This window comes from Nonomuraea sp. bgisy101 (assembly GCF_057708945.1).
Genome location: NZ_JBYITD010000009.1, coordinates 13,636 through 26,523, shown reverse-complemented (window position 1 = coordinate 26,523; position 12,888 = coordinate 13,636). Strand labels below are relative to the sequence as shown.

Genomic DNA, 12,888 nt, shown 5'->3' with positions numbered 1-12,888 from the left:
CGGACAATCGCGACGCAGCCGGTCGATCACCGGGTGGCCAGGACGCGGGGGCGTTCTCTGGCGGCGGCCACGAGCACGGTCGCGGTCGCGGCGACCGCCAGGAGGGCGCCGATCCAGGCGACGGACGGGTAACCGGCGCCTGCGCCGATGGCGAGGCCGCCCAGCCAGGGGCCCACGGTGATGCCGACGTTGAAGGCGGAGAAGTTCGTGCTGGCGGCCAGCGTCGGCGCGTCCTCCGCGAGCGCGAACACGCGCGTGTTCAGCGCCGGATTGATGCCGAAGCCGAACGCGCCGAGAAGGAACGACAGCGCGATCGCCGCCACCGGGCTCTGCGCGGTCAGCGCGAGCGCCACCGCGCTGACGACCAGCCCGGCCAGGCCGACGAGCAGCGTGGCGAACGGGTGCGCGTCGGCGGTCCTGCCGCCGATGGTGATGCCGATGAAGGCGCCCACGCCGTAGAGCGCGAGCACGGCGGGCACCCAGGCGGCAGGTAGTCCGGTGGTGCCGGTCAGCAGCGGCGCGAGGTAGCCGAAGACGACCAGCAGGGCGCCGGTGGACAGCGCGGTCGTGCCGTAGGCGAGCCAGAGCCGCGGGCTGGCCATCGCGCGCAACTCGCGCCGCAGCACCGGCACGTCCTCGCCGCGGGTACCGCCGGCGGGCACGGTGGCGACCACTCCCGCCATCGCCAGCACCGACAGCACGCTCACCGCCCAGAAGGCGGCGCGCCAGCCGAAGTGCTGGCCGACGAGCGTCCCTGCGGGCAGGCCGAAGATGGTCGCCAGCGTGAGCCCGCCCGCGACGACGCCCATGGCCCTGCCGCGCGCGCCCGACGGGACGAGCCCGACGGCGGTGATCGCGGCGACGGCCCAGAACCCCGCGTACACGAACGCGCCCACGACCCTGGTCGCGAACAGCACGTCATAGCCTGGCGCGACCGCGCCCACCACGTGTGTCACCGCGAAGATCGCGAGAAACGCCGGCAACGCCGTACGGCGCGGCCATCGCAACGTGACGACGGCCAGCACGGGGGCGCCCACCAGCATGCCCATGGCGAACGCCGAGATCAGCAGGCCCGCGTCGGGGACGGACACGCCCAGGTCGGTGGCGATGTCCTGCAACAGGCCCGCGATCATCAGTTCCGAGGTGCCCTGGGCGAAGATCGCCAGGCCGAGGATGTAGACGGCCAGCGGCATGAGCCGCGCCTCCTTTTTGGATAGATCAGTACATAATTGGCGCACGAAAAAATCAGATCGCGTCCAGCACGTTGCGCGCGATCGACTCGAGCACGGACCTGTCGGCCCCGCCGCGCACCGCGACCCGCATGCCGCTGATCGCGGCGATCAGGAAGTGGGCGAGCTCGACGGGATCCTTGTCGGTCTCGCCCAGTCGCCTGCCGGTCTCCAGCGCCGTCCGCAGCGCCTCGAAGCGCAGATCCTGATCACGCCGCAGGATCTCCGCGACGTCCTTGTCGCGCGGCGCCAACTCGACCATCGAGTTGACGACCAGGCAGCCGCGCGGATCCCGCTCGTCGGCCTCGACGACCTGCCACAGCAGTTCCCTGACCTTCTCGCGCAGGGGAAGGCCGCCTTCGAGCAGGTCGAAGAACGCGGCGTTCTTGCTGTCCATGTACCGGCGCAGCGCCTTCTCGAACAGGTCCCGCTTGCTCTTGAAGGTGTTGTAGATGCTGCTGCGGCCCAGACCCGTCGCCTCGCAGAGGTCCTGCGTCGAGGTGGCCTCGTAGCCCGCGGACCAGAACGCGCGCATCGCCGCGTCGATCGCCAGGTCCTCGTCGAACTGCCTCGGCCGTGCCATGGCTTCACCGTAACACGTTCTGGATAGATCAGTTCAATACGGTCGGCCGGGACCTGTCGAGGCTCGGTCACATCCGCCTCTGACACGATGCTCGGATGGTCGATGCCTATGCCGATGCCCGACTCGTCAGCCTGTACGACGTGCTCAACCCATGGGGACCGAGCGACGACTTCTACCTCGACCTGGTGATGTCCGCATCCTCGGTCCTCGACGTGGGATGCGGCACGGGAACCCTGCTGCGCCGGGCCCGCGACAGCGGGCACGAGGGCCGGTTGTGCGGCGTGGACCCCGCGGAGGGGATGCTCGACCAGGCCCGCCGTCACCCGGACGTCGAGTGGGTGCTGGGCGACCTGTCCTCGGTCAGCGGGCCCTTCGACCTGGTGGTCATGACCGGGCACGTCTTCCAGGTGTTCCTGACCGACGACGACATCCGCGGGACGCTCGCGGGCGTGCGGCGGATGCATGGCGAAGGGGGCAGGTTCGCCTTCGAGACCCGTAACCCCGCCTTCAGGGCGTGGGAGAGGTGGACGCCCGAGCACGGCGTGACCGTCACCGGCGCGGACGGCGCCGACGTGCGGGTCGAGCACGCGGTCGAGACCCCCGTCGAAGGGCACCTGGTGCGGTTCGCCACGACCTTCAGCAGTCCCGCATGGGACGCCCCCGAGGTGAGCCCGAGCACGCTGCGCTTCGTGGACGCCACCGCGCTCTCCTGCTTCCTGTCCGAGGCGGGGCTGGCGGTGCTCGGGCAGTACGGGGACTGGGACCGGCGGCCGTTCGGCGACGCGAGCCCAGAGATCATCACCATCGCGGCTCCCGCGAGCCGGTGAGGTCTCAAACCCGCCAGCGCTCGCCTGCTCCGGGCTGCTGAACTGGGCAGATGCCCACAACGACCGTTTCCACTCCCCTCGCCACGCCACTCGCGCGATCACCGCTGATCGGCTGGCTGGCCGTCGTGTCGGTGATGGCGGGGATCTTCTCCATCGTCACCGCGGAGATCCTGCCGATCGGCCTGCTGACGTCGATCGGATCGAGCTTCGCGATCTCCGACGGCGCGGCGGGCCTGATGATGACGATGCCGGGCATCGTCGCCGCCATCGCCGCCCCCACCGTCACCGTCGCGACCCGGCGGCTCGACCGGCGCACGATGCTGTGCGCGCTCGTGCTCCTGCTGGCCGTCGCGAACTTCCTGGCGGCCGCGGCCACCTCCTACTGGGTCATGGCGGTGTCCAGGGTGCTGGTCGGGCTGGTCATCGGCGGTTTCTGGTCGATCGGCGCGGGCCTCGCCATACGGCTGGTGCGGCCCGAGAGGGTCGGCACGGCGACCGCGGTGATCTTCTCGGCCGTCCCGCTGGGCTCGGTGCTCGGAGTGCCCGCCGGCACGCTCATCGGACACCTCGCGGGCTGGAGGGCCGCCTTCGTCGTCCTCGGCGTCATGTCCGTGGCCGTTTTCGTCGCGCTGGTCGCGCTGGTGCCCCGCCTGCCCGCCGACCAGGTGACGCGCCTGAGCGTTGTCGGCGGCCTGTTCCGTAGCCGCGGGATCCGGACGGCCATCGTGCTGACCTTCCTCGTCGTGCTGGCCCACTTCGGCGCCTACACCTACGTGACGCCGTTCCTCCAGCAGGTCACCCGGGTCGGCCCCGGCCAGATCACGACCTTCCTCCTCGTGTACGGCGTGGCCGGCATCGTCGGAAACTTCGTCGGGGGCTTCCTCGTCACCAGGGCGGTGAAGGCGACGTTCGCCGGCTGCGGCCTCCTGATCTCCTGCTCGACCCTGCTGCTCCCTCTGCTCGGCGGCGGCCAGGCGGGCGCGCTGGCCCTGCTGGTCGTCTGGGGTCTGACCTACGGCGCCGTCCCCGTCTGCTCGCAGACCTGGTTCGCCGCCTCGGCCCCCCAGGCGACCGAGGCTTCCGCCATCCTGTTCACCTCCTCCTTCCAGGCGACCATCGCGATCGGCGCCCTGCTCGGCGGGATCGTGGTCGACGCGGCCTCGCCGTCCGCCGTCATGACGGCAGGTGGCGCCGTCGCACTCCTCATGGCGGTCATGGCGATCGGCGGGAGCGCGGCGAGACGGTGAAGGCCTCCTCAGCTCGCCGGTGAGTGTGGGAAGAGTGCGGCGAGCCTCGACAGCGCGGCGTCGATCTCGGCGAGCGCCTCATCGGCCCCGGGGCTTGACGGCGGCCGGTAGGCGGGGCCCGGCCGCCGTCCGATCGCCAGCCGGACCGCGGTGATGTTGGCCAGCACCGCGGCGACGGTCTCCGGCTCCCGTGATGATCGGTTGACGGCACGGGCGGGCCCCGCGCACGAGCGTACGGCGTCGATCGCGTCGGCCAGATGCGGCCCTCCACGGCGGCGGAGCGCGCGGTGTGCCTTCAGCGGTCCGGCCAGCAGGCCGAGCTGTTCGACGGCGTGGTCGAACCGGGCCCTGTGGTACTCGCGATCCTCCCCGCGGAGGAGGTCGGCGAGCGCCGCCAGCGCGTCCGCGACCCGCCTGCGCACGACGTCGACGGTCCTGATCGGAGCGATCAGCCACGATGCCGCGATCCCGATGACGGCGCCGGCCACGATCGCCATGAGCCGCTGTCGCAGGAGCGCTGGGTCCGCCTGCCCGATATAGCCGTACAGCAGCGACAAGGCGGCGGTGATGCAGGCGGCCCAGTAGCCGTAGCTCTTTGGCCGGAGCCAGGTGGCCGCGGCGAGGATCGCGAAGATCAGCACGACGGCCCACGGATCCCGCGGGCCGAACAGCCCAGCGATCCAGCTCGCCACGACAGTGCCGAGCGCCGCGCCGAGTGCCCGGAGCGCACCCTTGTGCAGGACGTCACCGCGGCTGCGCGATCCGCTGCACACGATGAAGGTGGTGAGCACCGCCCACGTCCAGTGCTCGGGGAAGGCGAGGTGCCCGGCGGCGAACGCCACGGAGAGGGCGACACTCATCTGCAGCGCCATCCGTGTGCTCGGCAGGATGCCTGAACCCGCCCGCCGCTCGGCCGCCGCCGCAGGCGTCCGTCCGAGCAGGCCGCCGGGCACCTGGGCGACGGCGACCCAGAAGACGGCGATCAGCGTCGCGACCGCCGTCCACGGGCCGGAGGCGATCGGCTCCGGCACGACGAGCGCCGTGATCAGAGGAAGGGTGGCCAGGGTCCCGGCTTTGGTGGCCCGAGGTCCGAAGCGGCGGATCCAGATGGCGACGCCTGCCGCGAGGACGAAGACGGCGGGCATGAACGAGCCCGTCCCGGCCAGCGCCAGGGCGGTCACCGGCAGCACCACGAGACCGATGAGGTGGTCGGAGAGATCCGCTGTCCGCTGCGTCCAGGCCAGCGTCCAGGTCAGAGCGACCGTCTGGATGATCGCACCGAGGTCGAGCCCGATGAGGAGGGCGGTGCCGTAGCCGAGAAGCACGGCGACCATGATGACCAACATGGCCGGATAGTAAGTGATAGCGTATCAATATGGCTAACGAATCCGCTGCGGAGATCCGACAGGGGGTCACCAGACTCGCCCGTCGCATGCGGGCGGTGCGCCCCGCTGGGGCGCTCAGCAACAACAAGCTCGGCGTCCTCGCCCACCTGTATCGTCACGGCCCCTCCACCCCTGGAGAGCTCGCGGCCGCAGAGCGGCAGCGACCCCAGTCGCTCACCAGGCTCTTCGCAGAGCTCGAGCAGGACGGTCTCGTCTCGCGCGACAGCGGCGAGGCCGATCGCCGCCGATCGGTCCTCACCATCACCCGGGCGGGCACCGACGCTCTGCGGCGTGACATGGCGGAAAGGGACGCGTGGCTGACGTCGGCGATGGCCGGGCTCACCGAGACCGAGCGCCAGGTCCTGCTGCTGGCAGGGCGGCTGATGGACCGGCTCGCCGACAGCTAATCGCTAAGATGTCTCTTACTAATCAGGGAATCATGCACTGGCCTGCGCCGCGTGGCGCCTCATCGCGGGAAGCGGCGAACTCGGTCAGGACACGATCACCCTGCCGCCGTACGGCTGGGCGATCGCCTCGCGCGCCAGGGCGCGTTCAGAGCGCCGCGCGCAAGCGTCGCAGCTCGTCCGCGATGCCGGCCAACGTCCAGTGCGCGTTGAGCCCGCTCGGGTTCGGCAGCACCCACACAGGCGTCTCACCGATCTTCGCCTCCTGCGGCCCGATCGATGCCCTGGGTACGGCGAAAGCCGTACGGAACGCTGAAACCCCCAGCACGGCCAGCGTCTTGGGCCGCACCTCGGCCACCAGCCCGGCCAGCCGTACCCCGCCCTCGACCAGCTCCTGGCGGGTCAGCTCCGACGCCTTCGCGCTGGCTCGGGCGACCACGTTGGTGATGCCCAGGCCGTAGGAGGGCAGGAGGTGCTGTTCGGCGGGGGCCAGAAGGCGCGGGGTGAAGCCTGACAGGTGCAGGGCGGGCCAGAAGCGGTTGCCGGGGCGGGCGAAGTGGTGGCCGGTGGCCTCCGACAGCAGGCCCGGGTTGATCCCGCAGAAGAGCACGTCGAGGGAGGGGCCGAGCACGTCGTCGATCACCTGCGCAAACTACCCCATCTCCGCGGGCGCTCGCGCATGGCGGACGCGGCGCCGCCCGAGTGCCCGCGGCAGGTCCTCCAGGGGAGGCAGGGGTCGGCGGCACGGAGGAAGTCATCGTCTCCAGCGCTCGAAACCGTCGAGCATCGCGGCGAGGCCGAGGTCGAAGTGCTCCTCGAGGCCCACGGCGTCGGCGCTCTCGGCGAGCGGTCCGTAGCCGGGCGTCCCCCGTTTCGGCTTCCTGCTGCGCCGTTGCGCGCCGAGGTGGACGGCGGCGAGCCCCATGGCGTGGCCGATGGTGTAGTCGCGCAGGGCGCGCGTCATCTGCAGGGCGATCTCGGGCGGGAAGCCGCGGTCCCGCGGGAACTCGATCGTCCGGTCGCCCGTGGCGATCGCCTTGGCCGACCGCACGGGGCGGGAGCCGAAGATCGGCACAGCGTGCGGGTGGGCGGCGAGCACCTCGTGCATACGCCGATAGGTCTGTTCGGCCAGGGCGCGCCAGGAGCCGTGCCAGGGCAGCGAATCGACGTCGATCTCGTCGAACAGCGCCTCCTGGTCGTCGACGTAGTAGTAGACCGCCATCGGGTCGACGCCGATCTCGGCCCCGAGCTTGCGCATGGAGAACTTCGGTGTTCCCCATGAGCCGTATCATCCCGCCAGGCCTGCGGCCGGTCGCCCACCGCACCAACCGCGCACCTCCCAGCACCGCGTTCAGGAGACCGGCCGTCACGGCCCTGCCCGCAGGGCCGGCGAACAGCCGTGGTGGCCTGGCCATGGTCATGGCCGCGAACGCCACGAACCCTCGCAGAGGTCCCTCACGCTCGCTGATCTCGCCGATGGCGCGCTGTTCGGGGCTGTCCGGCCCGTCGGGCAGGATGCGGATCAGCGGCGGTTCGTGCACGACGGCGCCGAGGAGCCGGTCGCCGTGCCGCGCCAGGGCCTCCAGAGCGATGATCGCGCCACTGCTGTTGCCGAAGACGAAGGCGCGGTCGATGCCGTGGTGGTCGAGGATCGCGACGACATCGACCGCCTGTCGCCCCACAGCGATGGACGCCTGCTCCGGCTCGGCCTCCAGGCGGCTGCGAGAGTTGCCACGCCGATCGAATGTGATCACCGTGTACCGGGCCGCCAGCAGGGGCACCACGTCCTCGTACACGGCGGCGTCGCCTCCCCCGCCGGAGATCAGGACCAGGGCGTCCGTTCGGCCAAGGACTCCATCGCCTGGCTGAACGATCACCTCAAGCAGAGCTGACCGATCGTCTTCCACCGCCCGCCCGGAAGACGATCGCCACGCCGAGCGCCGCCTCGGAGGGCACGAAGATCTCGCCCCCGGCCGTCCTGCCGAGCGGCACTCCCCTGCCGCGCAGGAACCGCTCGGTCGCGTCCGCGTCCCGTGTCGCCAGCGTGTAGGCGGCGAACCCGGGCAGGGCGGGGCAACGCTCGCCGGGCAGCAGATCCCCCAGGGCCGACGCGCCCACCAGCGTGACCGCGGCGTCGCGCAGGTCGAACACCCTCGCAGCGCCTTCGGCGCGTGCAGGAACCCCGAGGTAGCGGGTGTAGCGCTCCTCGACCTCCGACAACTCGGCGTCGGCCACGCACAGCACGCACTCGAGCAGACCCGTCGCGCCGTTGGGGTGCGGGCCGTGGCCGGAACCGGCGTTCTCCGCCAGGCCCACCCTGCCCTCGGCCACCAGCCCCGGGGCCGTCCCGTCGATCTCCAGGAACCGGACGGGCTCCATCCTGGTGCCCTGCGCGGTCTCGACGGGGCGCTGGACGGCGTGCACGCCGCCGTGCCCGACGCCCTCCTGGCTCAGCCGCGCGGCCTCGTGCCCGACGTCGTCGGTGTCGAGCATGAGGATGTGCACGCCCTCGAACCGGCCGAGGCAGGAGATCAGGTTCGCGGTGGTGTCGCGGATCGCCGCCACGATCCCCGCCAGCCTGTCGTCGGGGACGCGCAACGGGATGGGGCGAGCGTCGGCCGGCATGCGGCCCGTGGCCTCGCCGCCCACGAGTGTCACCAGCTCGACGAAGTTGCCGGGGAAGTAGGCGTGGGTGTTCGCCACGCCGAACGGCTCGGCGGGCGCGCCCGGCGCCGGCGGCAGGACGGGATAGGCCGCGGGAGGCAGGGTGAAGCCGAGCGTGCCGTACCGCTCGACCGCCTCCCTCATGTCCCTGACGACATGTCCGATGTGGTGCAGTCCGAGAATGGTCACGCGTCGCCTCCGTAGGCCGTTTGCCGGTAATCGCGGCCGAGCCGCTCGAAAATCTCGATCACCCTGTCCGCGGCGGGGGCGCAGGCGGCCCCTGTCGGCACCTGCGCGGGCCCGAACGTCCTGTGCAGGGTCTCGGCCAGGTGGTCGGCCTTGTCCCGCAGTTCGAGCGTGACCTGCGACGGCAGGAAGGGCTCGATGGCGAAGAAGCCGTACACGATCGTCGGCAGGGGGTAGTCCAGGTCCTCGGGGCGCAGTCCTTCGCGCAGCAGCCCGTGCTCGGCGAGCACGCCCAGGTACTCGCGGGAGGACAGCAGCTTGGCGTTCTCCAGCGGCCCGCGGGCGGGGTTGTTCAGGAAGGCGCCCATGGTGTCGGCGTCCCTGGTGAAGATGGCGCGCAGCACGGGCCGCTCCATCGCCTCCACGAAGAATCTGCGCATGTAGCGGTGCAGGGCGATCTCGGCGGGGTCGGCGCGCATCGCGGCGACCACCTCGCCGATCATCGCCACCGCCTCCCTGGCCCCGACCGCCAGGAACAGCTGCTCGCGGGAGCGCCAGTGCAGGTAGACCGTGCCCTTGCCGACACCGGCCAGCTTGGCGATCTCGTCGATCGCGGCTCGCCGGTAGCCCCAGCGCAGGAGCAGGTCCTTGGCGGCGTCGAGGATCCGGTCGGCGCGCGCCAGGCGATCGGCGGCATCCAACGGCTCGGCCATGAGACTCCTCTCGTATGACCAATGACTCATGACCAAATTAGCAATTTGGTCACCAGATGTCAGCGTTTGCCGCCTCCGGACTTCCGGGATAACGTGGCCACTCAAATGGCGACATCATCTGGATGCTGATGCCATTACAAGCTGGAGGCTTCCGTGGTCCCCGAGATCGATCTCACCGATGAGGAACTGCTGCGCGACCCCGCCGCCGTCTACGGCCGTGCCAGGGAGCGGTCGCCGGTGGCGCGCCTGACGGCCCCCGGATTCGGCCCGATGTGGGCCGTCCTCCGCTACCACGAGGCGAAGGCCATGCTCGGCGATCCCGTGTTCGAGCTCGGCGCCGACAGCTTCATGCGCCCCGCCGTACCGGAGGAGTGCCTGGTCTACCTGCGGACCATGCAGGAGATGGAGGGCGACGAGCACGCCAGGCTGCGCAGACTGGTCTCGCCCTCGTTCACCGCACGAAGAGCGGCCGCCTTCCGGTCACGCATCGAGCCGCTCGTCGACGCCCTGCTCGACCGGCTTCCCGGACGGATCGAGGACGGATCGAAGACCGGCGCGGTCGACCTGCTGGCGCACTTCGCCAGGCCGCTGCCGATCGACGTGATCTGCGAGCTGGTCGGCATCCCCGCCCAGGACCGGGCGAGCTGGCGTGAGTACGGCGCCGCCGTCGCCGCAGGACACGGGCGGCAGTTCGCCGACGCCATCCCCGCCATCGTGGACGGGGCCAAGGCGGCGGTCGCGCGCCGCAGGGCCGACGCGGGCGACGACCTGATCTCCGACCTCATCCGCGCCCAGGCCGCGGACGGCGACAGGCTCAGCGACACCGAGGTGGTCACCTTCGTCTGGCACCTGGTCCTCGCCGGCCAGACACCGACGAACCTCATCGCCAACGCCGTCGACGCCCTGCTGCGTCATCCAGACCAGCTCGCGGCGCTGCGCGCCGACCCCGGGCTCATGGCGCGCGCGGTCGAGGAGCTGACGCGCTGGTGCGGGCCGCAACTGCTGACCATTCCCCGCCGCCCCCGCGAGGACGTCGCGTTCGCGGGCGCGGCGATCCCCAAGGGAGAGCCCGTCACCGCCGTCATCGTGTCCGCCAACCGCGATCCGCGCGTTTTCGCCGATCCTGACAGGCTCGACATCGCCCGTGCCCCAGGAGCCTCCGGGCATCTCGGTTACGCCCACGGCCCTCACTTCTGCCTCGGGGCCGCGCTGGCCCGCGTGCAGACCGAGGTCGCGCTCGGCGCGCTGCTACGCCGCTTCCCCTGCCTGGCGCCTGCCGTACCCGAGGGACGGGTGGGCCGCCTGCCCGATCCCGGCACCTGGCGCCTGGCGTCGCTGCCGGTCACCCTCTGACCGCCGTGGCCCGCACAGGGGGCTGGGGCGACGTGCCGGCGTGCGCGTTCTGCGGCAAGAGCCAGAGCCAGGTCAGGAAGCTGATCGCCGGTCCCGGCCGGATCTGCATCTGCGACGAGTGCGTCGAGGTGTGCAACGAGCTGGTCGAGGAGGACCTCGACCAGGCGGTCACGCTGCCCGAGCCGAGGAAGCCGCGCGAGATCCACGCCTTTCTCGACCAGTACGTCATCGGGCAGGACCGGGCGAAGAGAACGCTCGCGGTGGCGGTGTACAACCACTACAAGCGCGTCCACGCGGCCCGGTCGAGGTCCGCGCCGAGGGACGAGCAGGTCGAGCTCGGCAAGTCCAACATCCTGCTGATCGGCCCGACGGGCTGCGGCAAGACGCACCTCGTCCAGACGCTGGCCCGCCTGCTCGACGTCCCGTTCGCGACCGCCGACGCCACCGCGCTCACCGAGGCGGGCTACGTCGGGGAGGACGTCGAGAACATCCTGCTCAAGCTGCTCCAGGCGGCCGGGAACGACGTCGGCAGGGCGGAGAAGGGCATCGTCTACATCGACGAGATCGACAAGATCACCCGCAGGGACGAGAACCCGTCGGCCACCCGTGACGTCTCCGGCGAGGGTGTGCAACAGGCGCTGCTGAAGATCCTGGAGGGTACGGTCGCCGGCGTCCATCCGCAGGGCGGGCGCAGGCATCCCGAGCAGGACGTGGTCCGGATGGACACGAGCGGCGTGCTGTTCATCGCAGGTGGCGCTTTCGCCGGGCTGGAGCAGATCATCGAGGCACGGGTGGGCCGCGGAGGCGCCGGGTTCGGCGCCGCGCCCGTGCCGGAGGCGGGCCGTGATCCGTTCGCCCACGTCATGCCGGAGGACCTGCTGCGGTTCGGGCTGATCCCCGAGTTCGTGGGCCGCCTTCCCGTGCTCTCCCCTTGCCTGCCGCTGGACAGGACGGCGTTGACGCGGATCCTCACCGAGCCGCGCAACGCGCTGATCAGGCAGTACCAGCGACTGTTCGAGCTCGACGGGGTGGAGCTGGCGTTCGACGACGACGCCGTCGAGGCGATCGCCGAGCTCGCGCTGCTGCGCGGTACCGGAGCCAGGGCGGCGCGCGCGATCCTCGAACAGGTGCTGGCCACGGTCATGTTCGAGGTACCGGGCAGGGACGACGTGGGTCGCGTGGTGGTCGGGCGCGACACGGTGCTCGGCCGTACCGGCCCGGTCCTGGTGCCGCGCTCCGACGGCCGCGAGAGCCGCGAGCGGTCGGCCTAGACCGTCGCCACGGGCTGCCTGCCGGGGACCCTGGGCGCCTTCGCGGCGGCGCGGCGGTTGATCAGGACGACGCCGAGGACGGTGACCGCTCCGCCGGCGAGCTCCACCGGGTGCGGCACCTCGCCCAACCAGACGAAGGAGACGACGAGCGCGACGGGCGGCACGAGGTACAGGGCCGCCGTCGAGGCGGACAACGGCAGCCTGGCGACCGCGTAGCCCCAGATGACGAAGCCGAGCGCGGAGGGGAGCAGGCCGAGGAACGCCGCCGACGCCAGCGCGGATGCCGGAGCGAAGAGGGCGGCGCCGGCCGTGGCGGGCACGAGAGGCAGGGCGAAGATCGTTCCTGCGACCATGGCGTAGGTCGCGACCTCGAGTCCTGTGTAGTGGCGCAGGAGCGGCTTGGACGCGACGTGGTAGACGCCCTGGACGACGGCGGCGGCCAGGACGACCAGGCTGGCGGCGGAGAATCCCGACCATCCCTCGGCGAGCGTGACGCCCGCCGTGCCCGCGAGCGCGACGACGCTGCCGACGACCACCGTGCGGGTGACGGACTCGGACAGGAACGCGCCGGCGAGCAGGACGCTGAAGACGGGGGCGACGGAGATCAGCAGGCTGGCGGTCCCTGCGGGAACGTGCACCTCGCCCCAGTTGAGCAGGACCTGGTAGGCCGTCATACCGGTGGCGCCGCACAGCGCGATGAGCGGCAGGTCGCGGCGCCTGGGCCGGCGCACCTTCGCGAACGGCGCGACCGCCGCCAGCGCCACGGCGGCGATCGCCAGGCGGAGAAAGGACAACGCGGCCACGCCCAGGCCGTCGACTCCGACCCGGATGGCGGGAAAGGCGGAGGCCCACAGGACCACGGTGCCCGCCAGGGCGAGGAAGCTGCGCAGGTTCATACCTCCAGCCTGCTGGAAACACATCAGAAAGATCCAGTTAGTCTTTGTTTGGCGATGCGTAAGCCAGGCTTATCTCTTGATGCGACGACGGATGCCATCCCGAAGCTCACCGATCCCGTCAAAGCCCTGG

13 protein-coding genes and 1 pseudogene are annotated in these 12,888 nt (G+C 71.3%); 5 read left to right on the top strand and 9 right to left on the bottom strand.

What is annotated here, in order from left to right; all coding sequences use genetic code 11:
- Positions 1-26 precede the first annotated feature (26 nt).
- Positions 27-1,193, bottom strand: a complete 1,167-nt coding sequence (locus tag AC3EO4_RS18235; RefSeq protein ID WP_379572336.1) for a Cmx/CmrA family chloramphenicol efflux MFS transporter — start codon at positions 1,191-1,193, stop codon at positions 27-29.
- Positions 1,194-1,245: 52 nt separating this feature from the next.
- Positions 1,246-1,812: a TetR/AcrR family transcriptional regulator gene (locus AC3EO4_RS18230; RefSeq protein WP_379572335.1), complete on the bottom strand. Its 567-nt coding sequence runs from the start codon at positions 1,810-1,812 to the stop codon at positions 1,246-1,248.
- A gap of 95 nt (positions 1,813-1,907) precedes the next feature.
- On the opposite strand from AC3EO4_RS18230, the gene AC3EO4_RS18225 reads away from it, so the two are divergent.
- Positions 1,908-2,639 carry a class I SAM-dependent methyltransferase gene (locus AC3EO4_RS18225; RefSeq protein WP_431896706.1) on the top strand — a complete coding sequence of 244 codons (732 nt, stop codon included), beginning with the start codon at positions 1,908-1,910 and terminating at the stop codon, positions 2,637-2,639.
- 50 nt (positions 2,640-2,689) lie between these two features.
- Positions 2,690-3,886, top strand: coding sequence for an MFS transporter (locus AC3EO4_RS18220; RefSeq protein WP_431896704.1), 1,197 nt, complete (start codon positions 2,690-2,692; stop codon positions 3,884-3,886).
- Positions 3,887-3,894: 8 nt separating this feature from the next.
- On the opposite strand, the gene AC3EO4_RS18215 is transcribed toward AC3EO4_RS18220, so the two are convergent.
- A complete protein-coding gene (locus tag AC3EO4_RS18215; protein ID WP_431896702.1) occupies positions 3,895-5,232 on the bottom strand; it encodes an FUSC family protein in 1,338 nt (445 codons plus the stop codon).
- Positions 5,233-5,261: 29 nt separating this feature from the next.
- On the opposite strand from AC3EO4_RS18215, the gene AC3EO4_RS18210 reads away from it, so the two are divergent.
- Entirely contained in the window at positions 5,262-5,678 is a 417-nt protein-coding gene (locus AC3EO4_RS18210; RefSeq protein ID WP_431896701.1) for a MarR family winged helix-turn-helix transcriptional regulator, read from the top strand.
- Positions 5,679-5,823: 145 nt separating this feature from the next.
- Here AC3EO4_RS18210 and mug read toward each other — a convergent pair whose 3' ends face one another.
- The 5 genes and pseudogenes from mug to AC3EO4_RS18185 all read right to left on the bottom strand — a co-directional run bounded on the left by mug (position 5,824) and on the right by AC3EO4_RS18185 (position 9,238).
- Complete coding sequence (mug, locus tag AC3EO4_RS18205; protein ID WP_431896699.1) at positions 5,824-6,318, bottom strand: G/U mismatch-specific DNA glycosylase; 495 nt, start codon at positions 6,316-6,318, stop codon at positions 5,824-5,826.
- Positions 6,319-6,429: 111 nt separating this feature from the next.
- On the bottom strand, positions 6,430-6,933 hold the full coding sequence (locus AC3EO4_RS18200; RefSeq protein ID WP_431896697.1) for a TetR/AcrR family transcriptional regulator C-terminal domain-containing protein: 504 nt from the start codon (positions 6,931-6,933) through the stop codon (positions 6,430-6,432).
- A gap of 316 nt (positions 6,934-7,249) precedes the next feature.
- Positions 7,250-7,456, bottom strand: a pseudogene (locus tag AC3EO4_RS18195) (alpha/beta fold hydrolase); the annotation flags it as partial.
- A 97-nt stretch (positions 7,457-7,553) separates the two neighbouring features.
- Positions 7,554-8,528, bottom strand: coding sequence for a VOC family protein (locus AC3EO4_RS18190; RefSeq protein WP_379572329.1), 975 nt, complete (start codon positions 8,526-8,528; stop codon positions 7,554-7,556).
- Positions 8,525-9,238: a TetR/AcrR family transcriptional regulator gene (locus AC3EO4_RS18185; protein ID WP_431896695.1), complete on the bottom strand. Its 714-nt coding sequence runs from the start codon at positions 9,236-9,238 to the stop codon at positions 8,525-8,527. The genes AC3EO4_RS18190 and AC3EO4_RS18185 overlap by 4 nt, the downstream gene beginning before the upstream one ends.
- Positions 9,239-9,391: 153 nt before the next feature.
- On the opposite strand from AC3EO4_RS18185, the gene AC3EO4_RS18180 reads away from it, so the two are divergent.
- Entirely contained in the window at positions 9,392-10,591 is a 1,200-nt protein-coding gene (locus AC3EO4_RS18180; protein WP_379572327.1) for a cytochrome P450, read from the top strand.
- A gap of 5 nt (positions 10,592-10,596) precedes the next feature.
- Positions 10,597-11,862 (top strand): ATP-dependent Clp protease ATP-binding subunit ClpX, encoded by a 1,266-nt coding sequence (gene clpX, locus AC3EO4_RS18175; protein WP_379572326.1) that lies wholly within the window; start codon positions 10,597-10,599, stop codon positions 11,860-11,862.
- Here clpX and AC3EO4_RS18170 read toward each other — a convergent pair.
- On the bottom strand, positions 11,859-12,758 hold the full coding sequence (locus tag AC3EO4_RS18170) for a DMT family transporter (protein ID WP_431896693.1): 900 nt from the start codon (positions 12,756-12,758) through the stop codon (positions 11,859-11,861). The genes clpX and AC3EO4_RS18170 overlap by 4 nt on opposite strands.
- Positions 12,759-12,888: the final 130 nt, after the last annotated feature.